General features: G+C 38.9%; 22 protein-coding genes and 1 tRNA gene. 8 read left to right on the top strand and 15 right to left on the bottom strand.

Translation table 11 applies throughout. The features are described 5' to 3' along the window. Positions 1 to 150: 150 nt before the first annotated feature. The 6 genes from fabF to BM015_RS10560 all read left to right on the top strand — a co-directional run bounded on the left by fabF (position 151) and on the right by BM015_RS10560 (position 6825). Positions 151 to 1404 (top strand): beta-ketoacyl-ACP synthase II, encoded by a 1254-nt coding sequence (gene fabF, locus BM015_RS10585; RefSeq protein WP_090658100.1) that lies wholly within the window; start codon positions 151 to 153, stop codon positions 1402 to 1404. Between the two features lie 81 nt (positions 1405 to 1485). Further along, positions 1486 to 1559: transfer RNA gene (locus BM015_RS10580), tRNA-Ala, on the top strand. Between the two features lie 124 nt (positions 1560 to 1683). After that, positions 1684 to 2532, top strand: a complete 849-nt coding sequence (locus tag BM015_RS10575; RefSeq protein WP_177191878.1) for an ABC transporter permease — start codon at positions 1684 to 1686, stop codon at positions 2530 to 2532. Continuing rightward, positions 2532 to 3779, top strand: a complete 1248-nt coding sequence (locus BM015_RS10570) for an ABC transporter ATP-binding protein (protein WP_090658096.1) — start codon at positions 2532 to 2534, stop codon at positions 3777 to 3779. The genes BM015_RS10575 and BM015_RS10570 overlap by 1 nt, the downstream gene beginning before the upstream one ends. A 3-nt stretch (positions 3780 to 3782) precedes the next feature. Further along, a complete protein-coding gene (locus BM015_RS10565; RefSeq protein WP_090658094.1) occupies positions 3783 to 5816 on the top strand; it encodes a glycosyltransferase family 2 protein in 2034 nt (677 codons plus the stop codon). A gap of 19 nt (positions 5817 to 5835) precedes the next feature. After that, complete coding sequence (locus BM015_RS10560) at positions 5836 to 6825, top strand: glycosyltransferase family 2 protein (protein ID WP_090658092.1); 990 nt, start codon at positions 5836 to 5838, stop codon at positions 6823 to 6825. A gap of 193 nt (positions 6826 to 7018) precedes the next feature. Here BM015_RS10560 and BM015_RS10555 read toward each other — a convergent pair whose 3' ends face one another. From BM015_RS10555 to murA, 11 genes are all read right to left on the bottom strand, one after another. Continuing rightward, positions 7019 to 7486, bottom strand: coding sequence for a SufE family protein (locus BM015_RS10555; RefSeq protein WP_090658090.1), 468 nt, complete (start codon positions 7484 to 7486; stop codon positions 7019 to 7021). Positions 7487 to 7805: 319 nt separating this feature from the next. Then, positions 7806 to 8426 (bottom strand): START domain-containing protein, encoded by a 621-nt coding sequence (locus tag BM015_RS10550; RefSeq protein WP_090658088.1) that lies wholly within the window; start codon positions 8424 to 8426, stop codon positions 7806 to 7808. A 433-nt stretch (positions 8427 to 8859) separates the two neighbouring features. Then, positions 8860 to 9684 carry an MBL fold metallo-hydrolase gene (locus BM015_RS10545; protein WP_090658087.1) on the bottom strand — a complete coding sequence of 275 codons (825 nt, stop codon included), beginning with the start codon at positions 9682 to 9684 and terminating at the stop codon, positions 8860 to 8862. Positions 9685 to 9759: 75 nt separating this feature from the next. Further along, on the bottom strand, positions 9760 to 10029 hold the full coding sequence (locus BM015_RS10540) for a hypothetical protein (protein WP_090658085.1): 270 nt from the start codon (positions 10027 to 10029) through the stop codon (positions 9760 to 9762). Then, a complete protein-coding gene (locus tag BM015_RS10535; protein WP_090658083.1) occupies positions 10014 to 11078 on the bottom strand; it encodes a 3-oxoacyl-ACP synthase III family protein in 1065 nt (354 codons plus the stop codon). Before BM015_RS10535 ends, BM015_RS10540 begins: the two co-directional genes overlap by 16 nt. A 39-nt stretch (positions 11079 to 11117) precedes the next feature. Next, positions 11118 to 11369 carry a short-chain dehydrogenase gene (locus BM015_RS10530; RefSeq protein WP_090658081.1) on the bottom strand — a complete coding sequence of 84 codons (252 nt, stop codon included), beginning with the start codon at positions 11367 to 11369 and terminating at the stop codon, positions 11118 to 11120. A gap of 42 nt (positions 11370 to 11411) precedes the next feature. Continuing rightward, a complete protein-coding gene (locus BM015_RS10525; RefSeq protein ID WP_090658079.1) occupies positions 11412 to 11858 on the bottom strand; it encodes a cold-shock protein in 447 nt (148 codons plus the stop codon). Between the two features lie 53 nt (positions 11859 to 11911). Further along, a complete protein-coding gene (locus tag BM015_RS10520) occupies positions 11912 to 13135 on the bottom strand; it encodes a DEAD/DEAH box helicase (RefSeq protein ID WP_090658077.1) in 1224 nt (407 codons plus the stop codon). A gap of 62 nt (positions 13136 to 13197) precedes the next feature. Next, a complete protein-coding gene (locus tag BM015_RS10515) occupies positions 13198 to 13578 on the bottom strand; it encodes a hypothetical protein (protein ID WP_090658074.1) in 381 nt (126 codons plus the stop codon). A 9-nt stretch (positions 13579 to 13587) separates the two neighbouring features. Further along, a complete protein-coding gene (locus BM015_RS10510; RefSeq protein ID WP_090658072.1) occupies positions 13588 to 13887 on the bottom strand; it encodes an RNA recognition motif domain-containing protein in 300 nt (99 codons plus the stop codon). A gap of 249 nt (positions 13888 to 14136) precedes the next feature. Beyond that, entirely contained in the window at positions 14137 to 15444 is a 1308-nt protein-coding gene (gene murA, locus BM015_RS10505; protein ID WP_090658069.1) for a UDP-N-acetylglucosamine 1-carboxyvinyltransferase, read from the bottom strand. Between the two features lie 1180 nt (positions 15445 to 16624). Here murA and BM015_RS10500 point away from each other — a divergent pair. Continuing rightward, entirely contained in the window at positions 16625 to 18211 is a 1587-nt protein-coding gene (locus tag BM015_RS10500; protein ID WP_245751357.1) for a hypothetical protein, read from the top strand. On the opposite strand, the gene BM015_RS10495 is transcribed toward BM015_RS10500, so the two are convergent. Next, positions 18189 to 18830: an MBL fold metallo-hydrolase gene (locus tag BM015_RS10495; protein ID WP_090658066.1), complete on the bottom strand. Its 642-nt coding sequence runs from the start codon at positions 18828 to 18830 to the stop codon at positions 18189 to 18191. The genes BM015_RS10500 and BM015_RS10495 overlap by 23 nt on opposite strands. Before the next feature lie 56 nt (positions 18831 to 18886). On the opposite strand from BM015_RS10495, the gene BM015_RS10490 reads away from it, so the two are divergent. After that, positions 18887 to 22327 (top strand): hypothetical protein, encoded by a 3441-nt coding sequence (locus tag BM015_RS10490; RefSeq protein ID WP_245751355.1) that lies wholly within the window; start codon positions 18887 to 18889, stop codon positions 22325 to 22327. A gap of 16 nt (positions 22328 to 22343) precedes the next feature. Here BM015_RS10490 and BM015_RS10485 read toward each other — a convergent pair whose 3' ends face one another. Genes BM015_RS10485 through BM015_RS21570 form a run of 3 tightly spaced genes read right to left on the bottom strand, consistent with a single transcriptional unit; the run spans position 22344 to position 23578 of the window. Then, on the bottom strand, positions 22344 to 23000 hold the full coding sequence (locus tag BM015_RS10485; protein WP_143075820.1) for a DUF1361 domain-containing protein: 657 nt from the start codon (positions 22998 to 23000) through the stop codon (positions 22344 to 22346). A 15-nt stretch (positions 23001 to 23015) separates the two neighbouring features. Then, on the bottom strand, positions 23016 to 23408 hold the full coding sequence (locus tag BM015_RS10480; RefSeq protein ID WP_245751353.1) for a diacylglycerol kinase family protein: 393 nt from the start codon (positions 23406 to 23408) through the stop codon (positions 23016 to 23018). A 14-nt stretch (positions 23409 to 23422) separates the two neighbouring features. Then, positions 23423 to 23578 (bottom strand): hypothetical protein, encoded by a 156-nt coding sequence (locus BM015_RS21570; RefSeq protein WP_177191877.1) that lies wholly within the window; start codon positions 23576 to 23578, stop codon positions 23423 to 23425. Between the last annotated feature and the right edge of the window lie 77 nt (positions 23579 to 23655).

Here is a 23655-nt window from a genome sequence, read left to right as displayed (position 1 = left end):
ATTTAGTTTGCAGAATTGTTCACTAATTTTGATATTTATATTAATGCCTGTCAGTTTGTATAGTATATTTATAAATTGCCAATAAGAAAATTAAGATTCACAGTTTTTGGCAATACCAATTATGCCGGAAGGAAAATTCAAATTTGATACATGAGAAGAGTAGTTATAACAGGGATAGGAGCCATAACGCCGCTTGGTAATTCGGTAAAGGAATTCTGGGATAATATTGTTGCGGGTAAAAGCAGTGCAGCGCCCATTACAAAATTTGATGCTTCAAAATATAAAACGCGTTTTGCCTGCGAGGTTAAAAATTTTGACGGGGAAAAATATTTTGAAAGAAAAGACCTCCGCAAATACGATCTTTTTTCTCAATATGCTATAGCTGCCACGGAAGAAGCCGTACAAAGCGCACAGATAGATTTTTCCACTTACTCGGAAGAAGAAAGGGCTGATATTGGCGTTATCTGGGGCTCCGGCAATGGAGGCATCAGCACTTTTGAAGAACAGGTTAGCCTGTTGTATCAGGGCGATGGCACTAAATTCTCTCCTTTTTTTGTGCCTAAAAAAATAGAAGATATTGCAGCAGGTGTAATTTCAATCCGCTACCAGTTGTACGGGCCTAACTATTGCCCGGTATCAGCCTGTGCTTCTTCCAACACAGCTATTATAAATGCTTTTGATACAATACGTGCAGGCAAAGCTTTTATGATGATTGCCGGCGGATCGGAAGCGCCGATTACAGCTTCTTCTATCGGTGGTTTTAATGCTGCGCAGGCTTTATCAAAAAGAAATGATGACCCGGCTTCAGCATCACGTCCGTTTGATAAAGACCGCGATGGGTTTGTTTTGGCTGAAGGCGCCGGCGCCTTAATACTGGAAGATTATGAACATGCCATTAAAAGAAATGCGCCCATTTATGGAGAGCTTATTGGCACAGGCCAGGCGGCTGATGCATTCCATTTAACCGGCACGCCACCCGATGGCCGTGGTGCTAAACTGAGTATGCGGAAAGCGCTTAACGAAGCCGGCATTAACACCGGGGATGTGGATTATATAAATGCACATGCCACATCAACCCAGCTGGGTGATTTAAGTGAAGCTGTAGCTATTGAAGCCATGTTTGGCGGCAGCAGTAAAAGGCCTTATATAAGCGCTACCAAATCAATGACGGGTCATTTGCTTGGAGGCGCCGGGGCTGCGGAGGCAATTATTTGTATATTGGCTTTAAAACATGGCATTGTCCCACCAACCATTAATACAAAACAATTGGATGAAGCTATTTCAAAAGACCTGAATATTGTTTTGGGCGAATCTGTTTCAGCGGATATTAAATATGCCCTGAACAATACATTTGGTTTTGGCGGACATACGGCAACCACATTATTTAAAAAGTTTGAGGAATAACCAAATCTGATTTTGACTGCATTTGATCGGCCATTATTTTTGCGCTCCGCATTTAATGGCGGGCAGATCTTAGTAATAAAAGGGGAATTAGCTCAGTTGGCTAGAGCGCTTGCATGGCATGCAAGAGGTCACCGGTTCGAATCCGGTATTCTCCACAAAATACAGCCTGTATTATACCCTTTGCTTTTTTTACGCTTACTGCATTTTATAGTACGGTTACCTTTTTTTCAAAAAATCAAAAGCAGTTTATCTTATTTTTAGCTTTTGAAAATTTCACTTGTGAGCAACAACCTTCAATGGGATTGGAAGATTGATCATAAGATCAGTTTATTTAAATGGGACTTCAAAGAAATATGGCAGTATAAAGATTTGCTGCTGCGCTTTGTTCGCCGCGATCTTATTGCCAACTATCAGCAAACCATTTTAGGGCCGTTCTGGATTTTATTACAACCTGTTCTCACAACCATTACCTATTATATCATTTTCGGAAAGATTGCGAAAATATCCACGGAAGGCATTCCACCGCTGCTGTTTTATTTGCCCGGCATAATTATCTGGAGTTATTTTTCCGATTGCCTTAACAGCACCATGTACACGTTTTTGCACAATTCAACCCTGTTTTCAAAAGTATATTTTCCAAGGCTGATTATTCCGTTAAGCAATATTATTTCACATACGGTACGCATGCTGGTGCAACTGGCTTTATTTGTTGTAATATATGTTGCGTTTATTGCTGTGGACCATTCTGCGCATATATCAGCATCAATCATTTTAATGCCGTTTATATTATTACTTACAGCGGCATTTGCGCTCGGCGCCGGTTTAATCATCAGCGTTATCACAGCTCGTTACCGCGACCTTGATTATGCATTGCAATTCATTATTCGCCTGTTCATGTTTGCAACACCCGTTATTTATCCCGCATCAATAGTTCCTGAAAATTTAAAAACAATATTTTGGCTTAACCCGTTAACACCGGCTATTGAAACTTTTAGAACAGGATTTTTTTCAACCAACACATTACAGTTACAGCCATTGCTTGTTGCAACTGCAATCACAATAATTCTTTTAATCACCGGGCTTGCTTTATTTAAAAAGCTTGAAACAAAACTGATGGATATTATCTGATGAGCGCATTAATGATTAAGGCAGAGCATGTTTCAAAATATTACCGCCTGGGCAAATTAGGTTCGGGCAGATTGAGGGAAGACCTTGCTAACTGGATAAAACGAAGGCCTGCTGTAAGCAATGAAATAAATGAACATTCAAAGCAGGAAATATGGGCTTTGCGCAATGTGAATTTTGAAGTGCAGCGCGGTGAAGTGTTAGGTTTTATTGGCAATAATGGTGCAGGCAAATCAACACTGTTAAAAATTATTTCACGCATTACATTGCCAACATCAGGATGCGTTTATGGCAACGGAAGAATTGCAAGTTTACTTGAAATAGGCACGGGCTTTCACATTGAACTTACAGGCCGTGAGAATATTTACCTGAATGGAAATATTCTCGGTATGAATAAAAAGGAAATTACATCCAGGCTTGATGAGATCATTGATTTTTCAGGCATTGAGAGATTTATTGATACACCTGTTAAACGTTACTCAAGCGGAATGTATATGCGCCTTGCATTTGCTGTGGCTGCACATCTTGATCCTGAAATTTTAATTGTTGATGAAGTATTGGCTGTTGGCGATGCGGAATTTCAACGTAAATGTTTGGGCAAGATGAAAGAAGTTTCATCGCAGCAGGGCAAAACGGTTTTGTTTGTTAGCCATAATATGCAGGCGCTGAAAAACCTTTGCCATCGCTGTATAACATTACAGCAGGGAGAAATTATTGATGAAGGTAAACCGGAAATAGTCATTGGTAATTATTTAAAAAAGCAACAAAATAATTTCACATATCAATCTTACGAAGCACCGGAATCAGCGCCGGGCAACGATTATATCAGGATAAAAAAGGCGGCATTAACCGCAGATTATATTGATGGCTTTGATATAGTAGATATTCGCACGCCGCTTCACATTCATTTTGAATTTTGGTACAAGGATATTGATCCGGGAAGCCTTATTGTAGGCGTTCATCTTTTTACGTTCAGCGGCGAATGCATCTTTGATATTTGCTCCGAACCCAAAAAATACAATAATGGTTTGTATGAAGTTGATTGCAATATTCCCGGTAATTTTTTAAACGATGGCAATTATTATATTTCTGTTGTATTTGTAAAAAACACAACGCAACGTTTGTTTTATTTTGAAGCCTGTTTATCATTTGAAGTGCAAGACTACAGGAGCGATACCGCCTGGTTTGGAAAATGGATAGGTTACGTGCGCCCATCTTTTCCTGTAATTGTAAAAGCAAAACCAGAATAGTGCATGGCAGAATTTCAACCTTATACAATAACGCATATTGAACTTGACAAAGCTGAAACGTTGCAGCTCAATGCAGGCAATAATTACATCGTTATTTGGTGTAATCAATTTCCTTTAGGCCATGTGTGGATGGAGCATCAGCAAGAATTTTTCGAAAACATAGTTGATGCAATTAAATCATCAATTGAAAAAACGATTGCTGTTTACTTACATAATAATGATAACTGGCAACAATATTTACAGCAGGGCGATTTTGTTACGCTGCATGAATTGTTATCAAAAAGCATTGATGATTTTAAAACAAATCTCAGCAAAGAAAGTGCACCAATATCTGTTATTGTATGCACACGCAACAGGCCGCAGGCCTTGCAAAAATGTATTTCTTCTTTATTAAAAAATGATGATAGCAATTTTGAACTGGTTATTGTTGATAATGCACCGGATAATGATGATTCAAAAAATATTGTTGAACAGTTTCAGCATGTTCGTTATATACGTGAAGAAAGAAAAGGATTGGACATTGCCCGAAACACCGGCGCTAAGTGTGCTTCGCATGATATTATCGCTTATACCGATGATGATGTACAAATACCCGTTAACTGGATAAGCAATATAAAAAGCTGTTTTTCTAACCCGCTTACAATGGCTGTTACAGGGCTTGTAATTCCGGCTGAATTAAGTACTGAAGCACAATATATTTTTGAAAAAGACTGGGGTTTTAATAAAGGATATGTACCAACTATTTTTGATCATAAATATTTTTTAACTGCAGTTGATGAAGGTGTTCCTGCGTGGGACGTTGGTGCAGGTGCTAATATGGCTTTTCGAAAAGAGGCTTTCAATCTTGTTGGTTTATTTGACGAAAGATTAGATGTGGGTGCTGCAGGTTGCAGCGGCGATTCAGAAATGTGGTACCGCATTTTGGCAGAAGGATGGAACTGCGTTTATTACCCGCATTTATATGTTTTTCATGAACATCGCAAAACCCTGGAAGACTTGCGTAAACAGCTATTCAGTTATATGAAAGGCCATGTGTGCGCATTGCTTGTTCAGCATGAAAAATACAGGCATAAAGGAAATATAAAGCGTGTTCGAAAAACATTGCCGGCTTATTACAGAAGCAGGTTTAAACAGGAATTTAAAAATATTATTGCCGGTAAATTTTCTTCTCTGTTTACTGAAATAAAAGGATGTAAAGCGGGTAAAAGATTTTATAATAAACGTAAAAACGAAACACAGGAAACCTGCTTAAGTTTTCCACAGAAATTATTAAATGAAATAACAATTAAAGAGCAACCGCTTGTTTCCATAATCATACCCTGTTATAACCAGGCACATTATTTAGAAGAAGCCATTAACAGCGCCATCAGCCAAACATATAACAATATAGAAATTGTGGTGGTAGATGACGGATCAACAGACAAAACCAAAAATGTTTGTGATGCATTTCAAGACATTAGTTATGTGCGTGTTGAAAGAGTTGGGTTATCTGCGGCGCGGAATATCGGCGTTCAGTTTTCAAAAGGCGATTATATTGTTTTTCTTGATGCTGATGATTATTTATATCCCGGGGCAGTTGAATTAAACCTCTATTTTTTTAATACATATAAAGATGCGGCTTTTGTTTCCGGTACCTTTGATAAGATTGATGAAAAAGGAAACTATTTAAATACTAAGCTTGCTGAACCAAAAACAGATTTGATTTATTTTTCATTATTGCAGGGCAATTACATTGGTATGGAGGCAACCGTGATGTATCGCCGTGATTTATTTTTTTATTTTTGTTTTGATACGCAATTGCACAGTTGCGAGGATTATGATCTCAACCTGCGTATCAGCAGGAAGCTGCCAGCTATTCATCATCAAAATAAAATAGCTGTTTACAGGATGCATTCATCAAACATGTCGAAGAATAAAGCATTCATGCTTAAAGCTGCATTATCAGTTCTTAAAAACCAGGAAAAATTTTTATTGAATAATGAAGAAAGGATTGCTTACAAAGCAGGCATTCAGAATTGGATCAGCTACTATTCTTGATTAACGCATATTGATTATTATGAGTTATCGAATCCCCAAATCTCCACCTGTTATCAAACCAATTGATCCAAGCATTGAAAGGCCATTATGGTCAGTAATGATACCTGCATATAACTGTTCGCAGTTTTTACAACATTGTTTGGAGAATGTGTTGCAGCAGGATGAAGGTGTACATAAAATGCAGATTGAAGTAGTTGATGATTGCAGCACAGATGCAGATGTTAAAGCCCTTGTTGAAAAAATAGGTAAAGGAAGGGTGGATTATTTCAGGCAGGAAAAAAACCAGGGCAGCCTGCGCAATTTTGAAACTTGTATTAACCGCGCTAAAGGATATTATGTTCACTTGCTGCACGGCGATGATTTTGTTGATGCCGGATTTTATAAAGCAATAGAAAGCCTGTTTACCGATTTTCCGCAGGCAGGTGCAGCCTGCTGTGCATTCTGGCATGTGAATGAAGCAGGCGAATTTCTTTACCCGAATGAAAAAATTGGAGATGAACGGGGCATTTTAACCGATTGGTTAGACACAATTGCGCAGGGGCAAAAATTGCAGCCGCCGTCTGTTGTTGTAAAGCGTGAAGTGTATGAAAAGCTGGGAGGTTTTTTTGGTGTGCATTACAGCGAAGACTGGGAAATGTGGGTGCGTATTGCAGCGCATTATCCTTTCGCTTTCACGCCTTTAAAGTTTGCTAATTATCGTGTTCATGATAATGAGAATATTACATCAAAATATTTTCAAAACGGCCAGCATATAAAGGATATCGCAAAAACAATTAATACCATTCAAAATTATTTACCCGCGCATAAAAAAGAAATGCTGAAAAGAAATGCTGAAAGAAACTGGTCCATTTATTATGCGAGGACCTCTGACATGGTGTATCATAGATACCACAATTCAAAGCAGGCAATACAACAGGCGAAACTTGCGTATAAGATGCATAAAAACCCTACAACGTTTTTCTTTCTTTTTAAAATGTATATAAAGAAATTAATTCGCTATAAATTATAATAATTGAAATTAAGTTGTTGCACAATTTAACTTCCCATTGCATGCTGGTTATTATGCATTGAGACAGTATAAGAACTTTTAAAAAAATATAATTTACAGTTCCCGCTATCTATGCATTTATAAAACGAAGACAGCGGGAAAGGTGTTGTATTTTTAAGAGAAGTGGTATAAACAATATTAAAAACGGCAGGTATTAAACGGCCAGTGAAACGTTGGAATCGTCTGCATTTAAATTGGAAATTTTAAACCTGGCCGCAAAGGCACGCATGCGCTGCAGCACGGAAGATAATTCGCTTCGCCTGTCTGGAGGTAAATAATTATGCAAGCTGATTTCATGCGTGAAATAAACATCCGAATCAATAATTTCTTTGGGGGTTCTTCCTGAAAAAACTTTTATGTACAACATTAAAATGCCTTTAATGATGCTGCTGTCACTGTCTCCTGCATAATAAACTTTGCCATCTTTATAAGCCGCATCCAGCCACACTTTCGACCTGGTGAGCTTAATCATTTTATCATCCGTTCTTTCCACAGTTGTTGTTTCGGGAAGCGATGTACCCAGCTTTGCAAAATGCCTGAAATACCTGAATTTGCCTTTAACCTGATCAATGATAGATTCAAATTCTTCAATGATCTTGTCTTGTACTTTGTTTAAATGCATAATAACAGTTTTTAAGTGTTACAAAATATTATTTAATGCATGCTGTTAATTTCAGTTCCAGGTATATTCAATAAGAATAAAACCATGTTATCAAATGTTGGAATAAAGAGTTGCTTTATGTGCAGGGTTATTAATAAAGCCCTGTCAGAATTGTAAACTTGAAATAACTACCTTGTTAATTGATTAAAGTGATACAACTCCAAAAATATCGTCTTTTTCTGTAATTAAGTAAATTATATTATGGATGAATTATAAGTGTTATGCATCAATAGTTTGCCTATGAATTACCGCCGGTAATGCAGTATTGTGTTTATGCTTTTTAATAATCTTCAACAATTTTTTTTAAGGCATCCATGGCATCTAAAAGGTTATTCTGCACCAGCGGATCAGACACCCATTTTGGCACTTGTGAACTTTTTTCTGTAGCAATTGTATAAACTATTTGTGTTTTGCCATCGGCGCCATTTTTAAACAACCATTTGCCTTTAGCGCCTGCAACCCTTGTCACCTTTTTATTGACAGGAAAATGTTCACTCACCACGCTTTGAAAATGTATTTCATGCCCGGTTTTATTGCCCGGTATCACATGATATTGCATGCATATATCCTGGTCATCAAAAGGCCATGGAATGCGGTAGCGTATGTAGGTTATCCAGCTATTGTTTGATTGCAATATGGTATTAAATGCAACGGCATTTTTGTTCCAGTCCTTACCACGCGAAGCATTCTTCAGTAAAGCAATAATTTTCTCATGACCGGCGGTTGTGGCAAATTCAACTTTTAATTCTCTTATGCTTGTGTTGAAAGCGCCGGTGATCCAATGTTCATACAGTGCAATATTATTTTTTGTTTTCACCAAAACATAGGGCGTTTCTTCCTGTATGGATGAATTATTTTTAACAGCCAGCAAACCTGCAATGGTGAACAGTAAAAATTTCATGGTTATATCGTTTAATAATATGTAAGATTAAACTTGCTGAAAGCCCGCTTTAAAGGAATTATTCAATCCTGTTTTTATTTTTCCTGTTGAGTTTTAAACGGAAAACCAGCAACCTGAAAATGAATAATATCAGCATAGGTTAACAGTCTTTTAAATATTAAACCTGCGTTTTATTAATAGCACTCATGCTTATAATATGCTATAGCTATTATGTTAAACGATGTGTATTATAAATGTTACACCGTTTATAAAAATTACATTTCTATAAACGCTTTTATAAATAATTATAGAAGCCCAAAATTTATTAAAAAGAAGAGATTGTTTTTGCAGAAACGGGTTGAAGTGCAGAATAAGGGTTTTGAAATGTATAATTCAATTTAACTGTTGACTGAGTTATTGCATTTTGTGATAGTTTGATTATCATTTGCCTGCTTTATAAGCTATCCAAATTGCGATATACATTAACCGATTTTTGAAAAAGCTGTTTAGCGCCGGCGGCAATTGTTTGCCATTCAAAAGCGCCGTACATCATATCGTATTGCAGGGCTTCCAGCCTGTTGTAAATATGCAGTATTGTATTTAATGGCAAGGGTATAACATTGGGATAGCTATACATCATGCTGATGAATTTGAGGCTTGGTGCAATCTGCAGTGTATCGCCCACCAGCAAACTTCCTTTGTCACCCAAATGAGGTGCGTGCAAAACTGTGCTGCCCGCAAAATGCCCGCCTGTATGAATGATCTTCATACCATTCCATAAATCCTGCTCTTCTCCGTTCCATACTTTTACGTTGGCGGCATCATCCATTATCCATTCTTTATCTGCCTCATGAATATAAACCGGGCAATTAAATGTTGCAGCCCATGCTGCCATTAAACTGTAATAATGCGGATGTGAAATAGCAATGCCTTTAAGCCCGCCTTTGGAATTAATAAAGGTTACCGTTGCTTCATCAAGATATGGAATACAATCCCATAAAAGATTGCCATGCGGCGATGTAATTAAATAAGCTTTCTGGCCAATAGCAAAGGCTGGCATTATCTTCAGGTCAAACAAGTTTTCAAATCGCTGATTGATACGGATGGTTTTGCTTTCAGCAAGTGCAGCATAGCTTGTCCATTGCTGGCCGGTCATTGGAATATACTGACGTTCATCTTCACAAACAGTGCAGGCTGCGGGTGCTGTTTCTTTATAGCGTGTGCCGCAGGTAAAACAAATATTATTGTATTCCTTTCCATCTATATTTAATTTTTCCATGCATTAAATATAGGTATTAACAAAGAAGAGAAAACAGGCGAGTGATTACCGGTAGTAGCTGTAAAAATTTATTTGCTATTCGTTCCGCAAGGTTTCAACCGGGTTAACAAATGCGGTCTTTATGCTATGATAGCAGATGGTAAGAAAAGCAATTAAGAATGCAATAACTGCTGCTGCTGCAAAAAATATCCATATACTAACTGATATGCGGTAAGCGTAATTATTAAGCAACAGCCTTTGCATGAGCAGCCATGCAAGCGGTGATGCAAATAAGTATGACAATGCATACAGGTTTAAAGAAATTGGATGATAAACTGTTGAGGAGATGCTTATACGCGGTAGCATACCGCATTAATGTTCATGCCTGCGCCCACTGATGCAAAAACAATAATATCATTCTTGCTTATACTGTGATCTTTGAATGCGCCTTTTACAACCATATCAAATAAGGTGGGAATGGTGGCAACAGAACTATTGCCGAGCCATTTAATATTCATGGGCATTATATTTTTTGGGGCATGCCCAATGCCGTATAATCCAAACAACCGTTCAATAATGGCTTCATCCATTTTTTCATTAGCCTGGTGAATAAAGATTTTCTTCACTTCTTTTATGGCTATGTTACATTCATCAAGGCAGCACTTAATAGCCGCAGGAACTTCTTTAAGTGCAAACTCGTACACTTTGCGGCCTCTCATTTTTAAATAATGAATGCTGTCATCAATACCGGCGTGGTTTGATTTACCCATAGATATATAATCTGCTTCTTCACCGGTAAAGCTCACTGCTTTTGTGCCTATAATGCCTCTGTCACTATCATTGTATGCTTCGGCTATTACGGCGCCGGCGCCATCGCTGTAGATCATGCTGTCCCTGTCGTGCGGGTCAATTACACGGCTTAAAGTTTCAGTGCCAATAACAAGGCATCTTTTAGCCATTCCGCTTTTTATAAAAGCATCAGCCTGTATAAGCGCCTGCAGCCAGCCGGGGCAGCCAAATAAAATATCATACGCCACACAGGAAGGGTTTTTAATACCAAGTTTATGCTTAACCCTGGAAGCAATGGAAGGAACCATTTCTGAATGCATGCAGCCGTTGCCTATTTCACCAAAATTATGGGCAACAATTACCTGATCAATAGTTTCGGCATCTATACCGGCATCAGCAATAGCCTTAGCGCCGGCTTCGGCAGCCATGCAGGATGAGTTCATGCCCGCATCGGCATAGCGCCTTTCTTCAATGCCTGTTATCTGCTGAAATTTTGAAATTATTTCAGCCTGCTGGCGTTGAATAAGACTGCCTTTTTCATCATAAAAAAGGCAGTTTTCAAAACTATTGTTCTTTATAATATTTGCCGGAATAAAACTTCCGGAGCCGGTTATAATTGTATGCACTTATAAAAATTGGAAACAAAAAATCTGCCAGCAATTTAATTAGGCTATAGCCAACTTTGTAAACTCAGAGCCATTAAACATGCGGCATAAATTATAATCTTTCGATTTTTTCCATTGTTCAAAATTGGCTTCAGAAACAATGCGGTAGAAATTCTTCGCTTTCAGCTCATCAAAATCGGGTGTTTTTATAAAAATACCCGTTACATTATTTCTTGTTTTGAAACTTATTTTAACCGGCACTTCCGGATGATTATTTGCCGAGAAAAATTTTTCTATCTGTTCTGTTGTCATAATGAAATTTTAATATAGTGAATAAATAGGATGAATTGGGATTTAATGTAATTTCTTTACCTGCACGGCATTCATGCCCTTAGGCCCGCGCTCCATTTGAAAACTTACCCTGTCATTTTCTTTTATGGGTTCTGATAACTGGTTTATATGTACAAAAACACTTTGCCTGGTTACAGCGTCTTTAATAAAGCCAAAGCCTTTTGCATCATTAAAAAAATCAACCACGCCCTGCCTTTCTGTATCTTCTTCAACACGCACGGGCACGCCGGTATTCATATCTTCATGATTAAATACTTTTCTTTTCTTGGGATCGGGCGGAGTGGAAGAAAGGTTACCATTTTCATCTACGTAGGCCATCATTGCATCAAGCGATTTGCCCTTTTCTGCATTGGCTTTGCGCTCCTGCATTTTTTCCATTTTTTCCTGTTTCTTCTTTAATCTTTTTTTCTCCTTTTCTTTTTTGTTGAATGTTTCTTTTGATTTTGACATGATATATTTTCCTTTAATAACTTAATGCTTTCGTGTAATAGCGCCTGGTTTAGTTATCGCTGCCTGAAAGTTTTATCTCTCCTTCTGTTCAACGACCGGAAAGGCATAACCGTTTTTGGTTGCATGGAAGCATCTGCTTCTGCCATTTGAAAGGGGTGGTCTTTGATTACCGGAATTGACCGGTCAATAAGCTTGTGAATATCGCGCAGCAACATTTTTTCTTCCATCCCGCAAAATGAAATGGCTTTTCCGTTAATGCCGGCACGGCCAGTGCGGCCAATACGGTGCACATACGTTTCAGGAATATTGGGCAGCTCATAGTTTATTACGTATGGAAGGCTTTCAATGTCTATTCCTCTTGCTGCAATATCCGTTGCTATTAATACGCTGATATGTTTATTCTTAAAATTGTTTAATGCTTTTTGGCGTTCTGCCTGTGTTTTATCGCCATGAATAGCCTGCACCCGTATATTTTCCCTGCGCAATGCGGCGCATAATTTATCCGCCCCGAATTTTGTTTCAGTAAACACAAGGGCTGTATCAATGCTGTCATTTTTTAACAGGTGAATCAGCAGCGATCTTTTATCACTTTTCTCTACAAAATAAACGGCCTGTTCAACGGTTTCTGCGGTAGTAGATGCAGGAGTTATATTTATACTTACCGGGTTATCTAAAATGCTTTGCGATAAATGAATGATATCCGGCGGCATAGTTGCAGAAAAAAACAGGGTTTGTTTTTGCTGCGGTAACCGGGCTAATATTTTCCTTACGTCATTTATAAAACCCATATCCAGCATACGGTCTGCCTCATCCAGCACTAACGTTTTAATGTGCTGTAATGTAATGAGACGCTGCGTAGCAAGATCGAGCAGGCGGCCCGGCGTTGCTATTAAAATATCAACACCCTGGCGCAATTTTTTTACCTGGTGATATTGGCTTATACCTCCATAAACGGCAAAGCTTTTTAATCCTGTATATGCGCCATAGCTTTTAAAGCTTTCTTCAATTTGTATGGCCAGTTCCCTTGTGGGTGTAAGAATTAAGGCGCTTATGTGGGTTGAAGCATTGCCATTCTTTTTATCATTAAAAAGCAATTGTAAAATGGGTAATGCAAAAGCGGCTGTTTTGCCCGTACCTGTTTGTGCGCAGGCCAGTAAATCTTTGTTGGATAATGCAACCGGTATAGCTTGTTGCTGAACGGGGGTGGGGTGTTTGTACTCTTGTTGTTGCAAAGCTTTTAATAAAGGAGCAACTAATTTTAAATCTTTAAATTCCAAAATCTGATTATTTATTTTATGCTGATATTATAATTGATAATATCAGCATTTTGTGAACTGATTCACCGTGCAGCATTTTCCTGCGCATCCGGTGACATTACCTCTTTTTGTGTGAGGTTTATTTTTATTTGAAGCTGATATTTATTGTTAAATGAAAATGTATAATTATTACCTGACAAATATTCTCTTATTACTTCATCTTCTGTTAATACGCTTATTAGGGCCTGGGCAATTTCATTATTGCTATACAGCAGGTCTGGCCTGCCATTAACAAAATCTATTGAAAACCTGTACCCTGATTTTTTGATACCAACAGCCCGTTCCATATCAGACTGGTTTATGGTAATAACCTGTTCTGCCGCGGCTGCCTTTTTAATTAAGATGCGTATTGCGGGCAGGTACTTGTTCCATACGCCCGCAAATGCAATTTGTTTATTATTCATGCCATAATTTTAATAAGAGCGTTTGTTGCCTGGCCGTGAAAAAGAGTTTCTGCCACCGCTTCTTTCTTCCCGTTCACGTGCTACCGAAACAGAAAGTGCACGTCCTTCCACCTCTTTCCCGTTCAGGCCTTTCAGTGCTTCATTGCCTTCTTCTTCAGAGGGCATTTCCACAAAAGCAAAACCACGGGAGCGGTTCGTCATTCTGTCCATAATTATTTTTGCAGATGTAACGCTGCCATACTTTGAAAATAAATCTTTCAGGTCTTCTTCACTTGTGTGAAAACTCAAATTAGAAACATAGATGTTCATAGAAAACATTTTTTAATTAGTAATGCTTGAGGTAAGTACAAACAAAGTGCGAGAAGGATAAGATTTACTTTTAATGAAGTAAAAAATACGATTATCTTAAGTATGCTTTTACGGCTCAATTCCAACGAAGATAAGCTTTTAGGCGCGATTAATATAATTATTGTTTGTTAAAGCAGCCAATGCCACAGGTTTCAGGCGAGTAAAGGCTGAAACATTTATAGCGCCTGACAGAAGACGCTGGAAAATAATTTAATGGAGCGTTTTAATATCTGCGCCAAGGCCTCTTAAACGATCCTCAATATCCTGGTAACCGCGGTGTATTTGCTCAATATTTTGAATAATACTTTTGCCTCGTGCACTTAAAGCTGTAAACAACAGCGAAACGCCTGCACGGATATCAGGGCTTGACATAACCACACCACGTAATTGCTGTTTTCTTTCCAAACCTAAAACTACCGCCCTGTGCGGGTCGCAAAGAATTATTTGAGCGCCCATATCAATAAGCTTATCTACAAAAAACAACCGGCTTTCAAACATTTTCTGATGTATTAATACGCTGCCTTTTGCATGGATGGCGGTAACGAGTATAATGCTTAATAAATCAGGCGTGAGGCCGGGCCAGGGATGATCGGAAAAACTAACGGTGCTGCCATCAAAATAACGCTGCACTTCATATAAATCCTGCTGGGGAATGTGGATGTCATCTCCCCGGAAATCCATTTTTATGCCAAGCTGTTGAAATTTATCAGGTATGATGCCGAGATGTTTAATGCCGGCATTTTTAATAGTGATCTCGCTTTGTGTCATCGCTGCCAGGCCAATAAAGCTTCCCACTTCTATCATATCAGGAAGCATGGTGTGTTCGGTGCCGTGCAACTTCTCAACGCCTTCAATTTCCAGTAAGTTACTGCCAACACCCTTTATCCTGGCGCCCATGCTGTTAAGCATTTTACATAATTGCTGCAAGTATGGCTCACAGGCGGCATGATAAATGGTAGTAGTGCCTTTTGCCATAACCGCGGCCATAACAATATTGGCTGTTCCGGTTACAGAAGGTTCATCCAGCAGCATATAGGTGCCTTTAAGTTCAGGCGCTTTTAATACAAACTCGTTCAGTTTTTCATCGTATTCAAATTTTGCACCCAGCTTTTCAAATCCTATTATATGCGTATCAAGCCTTCTGCGGCCTATTTTATCGCCGCCCGGCCTGGGTATATAAGCTTTCTTAAACCGGGCAAGCATGGGGCCGGCCACCATAACGGAGCCGCGCATTTTACTGCTTTTGTCCCTGAAATCACTGGTTCCAAAATAATCCGGGTTCACATCGTCGGCCTGGAAAGTGTAAGTGTTTTTAGAAAGGCGCTCAACCTTTACGTTAAGCAATTGCAGTAATTCTATCAGTCGGGTTACGTCAAGTATATCGGGAACATTGTTTATCGTTACCTTTTCAGCCGTGAGTAAAACAGCAGAAATAATTTGAAGGGCTTCATTCTTTGCGCCCTGTGGCGTTATACTTCCTCTTAACCTTTTTCCTCCTATGACTTCGAATGCTGACATAATAGTAGTTGAAGGCGAAAGATAGTGTGAATTACTTCAATTCGGTAATGCTGTTTTGCAGGAATTTTGAGATTAATAAGAAAAAAAGAAGAATAAAGTTGGAAAATTTAAATTAACTGTTAATTTAGCCCCGCTAAAAAAATGGCCCTTCCGTAGAAACGGACTGGCCTCTAACGATTGCTTGCCATATGAAAAAGTTCAAAAATTCCTTTGTTATAGTTTAGAATTCGGGCCTCTTCCGGTTGCTTCTCTAACGATTGCCTGCCTTTGAATTTCTAAACTGGTGTAAAATTAAACCGCAGTTTTCTCCCGTAAAAACAAAGATGTTGGCGGTTTGATTACGGCAAAAGATGCAGAAAAACGCAAAAACCCTTACTGGCAAAGGATTACAGGATCTGTTGTATTATGATGCCCAACGTATTTCCTAGGGTTTCAAAACCGGGTTTTTGCGGGCCAGGAAAAAAAATATTAAAAAAGATTTGGAGGAATAAGATTAGCTGTTAATTTAGCTACCGCCAAAAAAAATGGCCCTTCCGTGGAAACGGACTGGCCTCTAACGATTGCTTGCCATATGAAAAAGTTCAAAAATTCGTTTGTTGTAGTTTAGAATTCGGCCTCTTCCGATTGCTTCTCTAACGATTGCCTGCCTTTGAATTTCTAAACTGATGTAAAATTAAGCCGCGGTTTTCTCCTGTAAAAACAAAGATGTGTGTAATTTGATTACGGCTAACCCCGCTGAAAAATGCAAAAACCCTTGCTGGTAAAGGATTACAGGATTGATTGCACAATGATGCCCAACACATTTTATAACACCTTTTTATTTATAAATTTATAGTTTGAAGAAAGATGGCGGAAAAAGTGCAGGAAGAAATGAAAAATTGAAATTATATATTATCTTAGCCGCCGTCTAAAAAAAAATGGCCCTTCCGTGGAAACGGACTGGCCTCTAACGATTGCTTGCCATATGAAAAAGTTCGAATAATTTCTTTTTTTGATTTAGTTTCAGGCCTCTTCCGGTTGCTTCTCTAACGATTGTCTGCCTTTGAAATACTAAACTGGTGTAAAAGTAATTCACCGGTTATTCCGGGTAAAACAAAATTTGGCGTAATTTGATTACGTCAAAAGCGTTAAAAAAAAGCTGTAACCCTTATTGGTAAAGGGTTTTAAAAGAGTTTTTGTTATGATGTCCAACAGATTTACAGATGCACTTTTTCAACTGATCAAAAGCCTTGAGAAGGCTGAAAAAAGGCATTTCAAACTATATATAAAACGAAGTTCTTCTAACGAGAACCTCAAAATAGTACATCTTTTCGATGCGCTTGATAAAATGGAGGATTATGATGAAAAGATTTTGATGAAACGGTTAAAACCTGTTACCAAACCCCAACTGGCTAATTTAAAAGCGCATTTGTATAAACAATTACTGGCAAGCCTCAGGCTGCTGAAAGCGGCTGTGAATATTGATTTACAATTAAGTGAGTTGCTTGATAATGCGCGGGTTTTATATTATAAGGGGCTTAAGCTGCAAAGCTTTAAAATGCTTGAAAAAGCAAAAGAAATAGCAAAGGCAAACCATAAGTATAATTTCCTGGCACAGGTAATATCGCTCGAAAAGAAAATTGAAACGCTTCATATTACAAGAAGCACGCTTGAAAAAACAGAATTACTTGCCAACGAAGCGTTGGACATAGGGGAGCACATAAACAACGTTATTAAGTTGTCAAATCTTGCATTGCTTTTATATCGCTGGTATGTGCAAAATGGTTATGCAAGAAATATTGAAGATGAAAAAGGCGTTCGGTATTTCTTCAAACAAATGCTGCCGCCCGATATTGAAAGTATTACCGATTTTTATGAGCGCTTGTACCTCTATCAAAGTTATTGCTGGTATGCTTTTATACGGCAGGACTTTTTAATGTATTACCGCTACAGTAAAAAATGGGTTGATCTTTTTTATGAAGAGCCTGAAATGATAACCGTTGAAACAGGCCATTATATAAAAGGAATGCATACGCTGCTCAACGCTTTGTTTAATCTCCGACATTATGAAATGTTCCAGCAAATCCTGAAGCGTTTTGAAAGATTCGCAACCACTCCGTCTTCCAGTACGCATGATAATTTTCGCGTGCACACTTTTATCTACATAAGCGCCGCAGAAATAAACTGGCATTTAATAACGGGTACTTTCTCCAAAGGACTGGAACTGGTGCCGCGCATAGAAGCCGGCCTGCGGGAATATGCTGTATATGTTGACCTGCACCGGATACTTATATTTAATTACAAATTTGCTGTATTATACTTTGGCAGCGGTGATTATAACACCTGCATCGATTATTTGCAGCGGGTTATTAATGATCATAGTAACCTTCGTATAGATTTACAATGTTACGCCCGCCTGCTGCATTTAATGGCACATTATGAATTGGGTAACGATACAATTATCGAATCGCTTACAAGATCTGTTTACCGCTTCATGGCCAAGATGAAAAACCTGTCTGTGGTTGAAGAAGAAATATTCAAGTTTATAAGGAACTCTTTAAAAGTTTCAACAAGGCAAATGAAACCGCAACTGGAAATCTTTTTATCAAGGGTTAAACACCTTGAAAAAAACCGTTTTGAAACCAGGGCCTTCTCCTATCTTGATGTGATATCATGGATTGAAAGCAAGGTTTATGAAAAACCTATGAGCGAAATTGTTCATGCCAAATACCTGGAAAGTAAACATCGCCATCATGCAAAACCTGCTAAGGCCTTACAAATGGATTAAAGTTTTTTTCATGGCCAATGGTTGTTGGTTCGCCGTGGCCGGGGTAAACAATGGTTTCATCAGGCAAAACATATAGTTTTTCGCGGATACTTTTATAAAGCGTTTGTTCATTTCCTCCGGGTAAATCGAACCGGCCTATGCTTTCCTGAAACAAAACATCGCCGCCAATAATAAAATGCTGCGCTTCGCAGTAAAAGCAAATACTGGCAGGCGAATGGCCCGGCGTGAATAAAACCTTCAATTTATTATCACCGAAAATAATTTCATCACCCTCCTTCAAAAAATGCAGCGGCCCTTTATAAGTCGTAAAGCCAAGCCCGTATAAATTACCCGATGCCGGCGCTGTTTCCAGCACCACCACTTCACCTTCGTGAAGATGCAGCTCAAGCCCGTAGGTTTTATACACCCAGTTATTGCCGAAAACGTGATCCAGGTGGCAATGCGTGTTTAGCAATAGCAACGGTTTTAATCTTTTTGTTGTTATATATTCCTGAAGCATTCTTTCTTCCTCTGTAAAATAACAGCCGGGATCAATAATAAGTGCTTCATCTTTTTCGTTGCTCAAAACGTAGGTGTTTTCAGCAAGCGGATTGAATGTAAAATGCTCTACTTTTATCATGTTGTTTGCAAGTGCTTTACAAGTAATTATGCTAATTTTAAGATTTAAAGACAGATATGCAAAATAAAGGTTTAAGAAACGGATTCGCGTTAAGTGTATCGCTGCTGCTTTTGCCAATTTTTCTTTCAGCACAGGTTAATACGGTTGAGTTTGGAAAGAACAGGGTTCAATACAAAAAGTTTTCATGGAAATTTTATCAAAGCCCCAATTTTAATGTTTACTATAACGAAGGCGGCCTGGAACTTGCCAAATTTGTGGTTCAGCTTGCAGAAGAAGAATTAGATTCTATCGAAGATGAAGTAGATTATTCCTTACAGCGCCGTGCAACCATCGTAATTTATAATAACTATGAAGACTATAAAACCAGCAATATCGGCCTTGGCATCGACTGGCAGAACGCCGGAGGTTTAACCACGCTTGTTAACAATAAAATCCCCCTTTATTTTGACGGTAACCACAATACATTTCGCCTTAGGGTAAGGCAGGGCATTGCCAAAGTGCTTACCGATAATATTTTATTTGGCGCCTCTGTAGGCGAATTTGCCAGTAACCAGGCGTTGCTCGATTTGCCTAAATGGCTAACGGATGGTTACGTGGATTATGTGGCCGAACATTGGAATATTGAAAGGGATGACGAACTGAAAAACGTTATTCTAAGCGGTGATTACAACAATTTTTACCAGTTTGCCTTTGACAAGCCAATACTCGCCGGCCATGCCTTTTGGTATTACATAGCCAGGAAATATAAACCAGAAAATGTTACTTATTTTTTATACCTCGCAAGGTTGTATAAAAGTTTAAATACCGCATCTACGCGCATTGCCAAAAAGAAGTTTAAATATGTGCTTGCCGATTTTATGGAAGAAGAACAGCAGCGCTATGTTGATGACATTAAGCAACGCCGAAACGCCCCCCGCGGCAAGCTGGCGGTGGTGGAAGATTTATATAAAAGCGATTATTATCATTTTGCGGCCAATCCCAACCCTAAAAATAATTCGTATGCTGTAGTACAGTTTACAAAAGGTAAATACCGGGTTAAATACTTTAATAATTTTTACGAAGAAAAAACGTTGCTGGATTATGGTGTGCGCACCATAGTTGGCGATATGAACCCTAACATGCCAATTCTTGCATGGGATGGAAAAGGTTCGCGCCTTTTGTGCATTTATACTAAAGAAGGCAAAACCTATATGTTTGTGTATGACGTGATTGCCAACATTAAACGGTTTCAGCAGGAGATAGAAGGTTTTGACCAGATACTCGATGCAGGTTTTATTTTTAACGCCAATACGCTTTTGTTAAGCGCTGTAAATAACGGCCACAGCGATATTTACACATATAGAATTGATAACGGCGCCATCAAGCAAATAACAAATGATGTATATGATGATCTCGATCCAACATTTGTTTCCTTTCCGGGAAGGCTGGGCGTAATTTTCGCTTCCAACAGGCCGGGTGTAAATGCTTCAAACGCAGACACCGTATTGCCGAGCCGTAATCATTTCAATATTTTTCTTGCCGATATTAATAACAACAGCGAATTCAGGCAAATAACCCAGCTCACCAACATGAAATATGGCGATGCCCGTTATCCCATGCAATACAATCAAAATCATTTTACGTTTGTAAGCAATGAAAACGGCATCAATAACCGCTGGGCAGGATTCTTTACTACGCAAACCGGCGGGCTGGATACTTTATATTATATCGGAGACGAAGTGCTGCGCAATCCCGGCCCGAAAGAAATGGATTCAACATTGCTCGCATGGCAAAAAGCTGAACCGGATAGCATAAGCTATTTTAAAATTTACCAGGACAGCACTTATACTTTTCCTATAACCAACTATCAAAGCAGTTTACAGGAAACGAGGGTAGCCGGTAATAACGACCAGGTAAGTGAGGTGCGGCAGGAAGGCGAATATAAATTTTTATACAAACTGCGTGTTGATTCTACCACACTGCGCAAACGCAATATAAACGCAAGGCCCACCGATTATGTGCGCAGGATGATAACTGCTGAAAAACTGGCAAGCGGCGCCAATGTGCAGGTGGAAGAAGAAGCACAGCCTGAAAATAAAAGCCAGTTTCAGAATGAGTTTGAAGATGAGAAAAGAGATTCTTCTGCGAATTCAGGAATTGAGCGGCCAGCTAATGATCAATCATTGCCGCTCGTGCCACCGCGCATAAACTATTTAAGCAAATCCAGGCTATTTGACTACAAGAAGAAATTTGAAGCAGATTATGTATTGGCGGGCGTTACCAACAATATATTGATTAACCGTTACCAGCCTTTTGGGGGTTACAATCAAACCGGGCCTATTTATTTAAACAACAGTGATGCGGTAAGTTTCACCTTCCGCGTGGGTGTAAGCGATATTATGGAAGATGTGAAGCTCATAGGCGGTTTCAGGCTGGGCACTTCATTAACGGACAAGGATGTGTTTGTTTCTTATCAGAATTACAGAAAGCGGATTGACTGGGGCTTAACATATTACAGAAGTAATATAACCAACTATAATGGCTTCTTCAGGGGAACCGACTCTATGGGAAATGACAGGAACTATATAGACAACATGGTAATCACCAATATTTACCAGGCAAATGTTTCCTATCCTTTTGATGAAACCAAGCGCATAACCATGACGGTTGGCCTGCGAAAAGATATTGGTGTTTTACGCCCGTTATATCTTGGCAGTTATCCTAATCCGGCATCCTTAAAAGAGAAAGATTCTGTTTCCAATACGGCGCTGGCAAGGCTGGAATATGTGTATGATAATACCATCAACCCAACAGAAAATATATGGAACGGCCTGCGCTGGAAGATTTATACCGAGTTCTTTTTGCCAACCAACAAGAGTTCAGAAACCATGAAAACCCTGATGAACGTTGGGTTTGATGCACGGAACTATGTAAAGATTTACAGGAATTTTATTTGGGCCGTGAGAGGCGCCGGCGATTTTTCTTTAGGCCAGTCAAAACTCATTTATTATCTCGGCGGTACCGATGGATGGGTTTTTCCAAAATTCAATGAAAGGAATACGGCAGACCCAACGGTACGGTATGCATTTCAAACATTGGCTTTAAACCTCAGGGGATTTGAACAAAACGTTGCAAACGGCAGTAATAACCTTGTGCTGAACAGTGAATTAAGGCTGCCCGTTTTCTCAACATTTTTTAACAGCCCTATCAATAATGCTTTTGTAAGAAATTTTCAGTTGGTACAGTTCATTGACCTGGGCACGGCCTGGAGCGGCCCGCTTAGTAATATAAAACGACCCACTGTTATTTATCCCGGGCCAAGCGGTGATTTTGGCGGTCCTAACCCTCTTTCTGTAAGGGTACGTGCCGGTGGCATTGGCCCTTTTGCAGGTGGTTATGGTTTTGGCGCAAGAAGTACTTTGCTGGGTTATTTTTTAAGGGCAGATGTGGCATGGGAAATGCGTGGCATTTTCAGGGGAAGCCCTATGTTTTATTTCTCCCTGGGATTTGATTTTTAGAATTGATAAAACGATTTTAAAACTGCCGCGGTGGTAAAGCCTGCGGCAGTTTTTTTATGGTGAAATAAACGATGCTGAGAAACGAGGCGAACAAAAAGGTAAACACCCAAACGTTAAGGCTTTGTACAGGATGATGAATGTGATGTGTTGAAGCTTTTAAAAGCCCCGCCGGGTCTGTTACAACATCCCAGCTATTGAAACGCAGAAACCGCCCGATGTAAATGCCGTAACCGCATGCCACAAGAATAGAAAGCATAATGCCATTCACATATTTTCTATTGCATACTTTTCTTATAAATTTTTCAACGCTGAACAAGGATAACATGCACAGTAAAATACCATTCCATGCACCGGAAACCACCAGCATCAGGTCAAACCAAATTGGCACCAGTGGCCTGTGTTCAAAATGGAAAATATCTGTTACGAGGTATGGTGCATTAGGCAAAAACAAAAGCCATAGAATAAAATACAAAACGCTTTTATAGTTGATTGTCACCTGCTTTTTTAATAAGCTGCTGAAGAAAAGCGGAACTGTTGCCAGGAATAAATTCCAGGGGTAAAAGAAGTAGGCAAGTTCTCCTGTGTAAAATGCACGAACAAAAAGCAGCGATAGTGTAAAGCCTAATGAAATAAGAACAAGCTTTTTTGTGTCGCTTAATTTTTTCAGTTTCATATAAATATTTTTCAATTAGCTTTTTAAGAGCGGCAATATTTTCGGGATAAAAATGATTAGTCCTGTAATTACACTTGTGATGGATGCAAATAGCACGGCGCCTGCTGCAACGTCTTTTATGATTTTAATGGAAGGATGATAGTCTTCATGAACATGATTGCATAAATGTTCAAGTGCGGTATTTACCATTTCCAATGCAATTACCGCAGCAATACAAAACAATATTAGTATCCATTCAACAGCAGAAATGTGCAGCCAGAAAGCTGCAACTATAGCCAATAAAGCGGCTGCGGCCTGTATTTTGCCGTTGCGTTCTGTTTTAAAAAAATAACCTATGCCGCTGAAGGCTGCAGCGAAGGTTTTATTCAATGCCTGCCGGTAAACAACAGTTTGGGAATCATCCATCATTATTCTTTTATTGCTTAATGCCTTGTTTTATTGTATTGAAAAGTTTTCAGCACTATCCATATAATTCCAATATAGGCGATGATGCCCAGCGTAATTGTAAAATGCAAATCGGCTTCTCTTAAAACCGGCAGGGAAAGCATGGAGCGAAGCGCTACTTTAATTGGTAACATAACTGTTTGTTTTGTGTTTCGAATATCAAATGTAAGAATAGTTTAAAAAGTACTTTGTATTTCAAAGTTTATTAACA

Source organism: Parafilimonas terrae, assembly GCF_900115755.1.
GTDB lineage: Bacteria > Bacteroidota > Bacteroidia > Chitinophagales > Chitinophagaceae > Parafilimonas > Parafilimonas terrae.
This window is presented reverse-complemented; position numbering and strand designations above follow the sequence as displayed.